This window comes from Moraxella atlantae NBRC 14588 (genome assembly GCF_001591265.1).
Lineage (GTDB): Bacteria > Pseudomonadota > Gammaproteobacteria > Pseudomonadales > Moraxellaceae > Faucicola > Faucicola atlantae.
Map to the genome: position 1 here is coordinate 1 of NZ_BCUL01000072.1, position 996 is coordinate 996.

Sequence of the window (996 nt, forward strand, 5' to 3'; positions counted from 1 at the left end):
TGTATTTAGGATAAACATGACGCTCACGGTAAAACTGCTTTGGCTTAAAGCCAAGTTTGTCTTGAACATCTTGACCAATTTGCGTCATTTGACAGCCACACTCACACAGGAGTGTGCTAGGCTCGTGAATAATAGTTTTTATGTCGAGGTTGTCAGGGATAACAAGGCGTTTTTGTCGTTTGGGTTTGGTGAGCTTTTGGGTTGGGTTATCTGCTTTGTCTTCAAGTCCCTGAGTAGTGAGAGTTTGAGCATCAACAGATTCATTCGCAGACAGTTTGGCTCGCTCGTCATCGCTAAGATTGGCTAAGAAGTTGTCATGCGCTTGTTCAAGCAAGGCTAGGTCTTCTAGGGCGGTTTCTTTGTTTAGGTGGGTTTGTTTGGGGGTTAAGCCTTCACTTTTTTGCCCAAACAGGCGATGAATGAGACGTTGCTGTTTGGCGATTTCTTCAACGAGTGCTTGGTTGATGCGAGCAAGTTCGGCTTGGTATTGCTGTTTGAGTTGCGCTGCTTGCTGTTCGTAATATTGTTTTTGTGCGTCAAGTTGCTGTTGAAGCTGAGCGTTTTGGGCTAATAAATCAGCGTAGCTTGGGGCGGTTGGGTCGGATGGGTGGGCGGCGGTCATGATATGAGTTTGCCATAACCGCCTTGCATTGTCAGTAAATAGGCGGTGATAGTTAAGATTTAGCGAGTTTATGATAAAGTCAGCTTAGGTCGGCGGGGTGAGTATGTCTTTGCCTAGGTTGTGCCAGGGCAGTCCGCTGACAAGGGCGTTGAATTGTTCATGGCTGATGGTGAGTCCTGTGGTTGGGTTGGTTAGGCTGTGATGTCGCATGAGGCGTTCGCCTAGTCCGTGAAATCTGCCATCATCGAGTGTTCGGGTGCATAGCCATATGCCCAGTCCGTCATGAATGAGTAGTTTTAGCCGTGTGCCTGCTTTGTTGTAGAATAGGTAGGCACAGTGTGGACGGATGCCTGGGTGGTGCTGTAGGATGAAGG

The 996-nt window shown here is 48.0% G+C and carries 1 protein-coding gene and 1 pseudogene; both read right to left on the reverse strand.

The features are described 5' to 3' along the window. Positions 1 to 622, reverse strand: a pseudogene (locus MA2_RS10745) (IS66 family transposase zinc-finger binding domain-containing protein); the annotation flags it as partial. Between the two features lie 84 nt (positions 623 to 706). Then, the coding region (gene tnpB, locus MA2_RS11045; protein WP_082781990.1) for an IS66 family insertion sequence element accessory protein TnpB at positions 707 to 996 on the reverse strand (290 nt) is incomplete at its 5' end.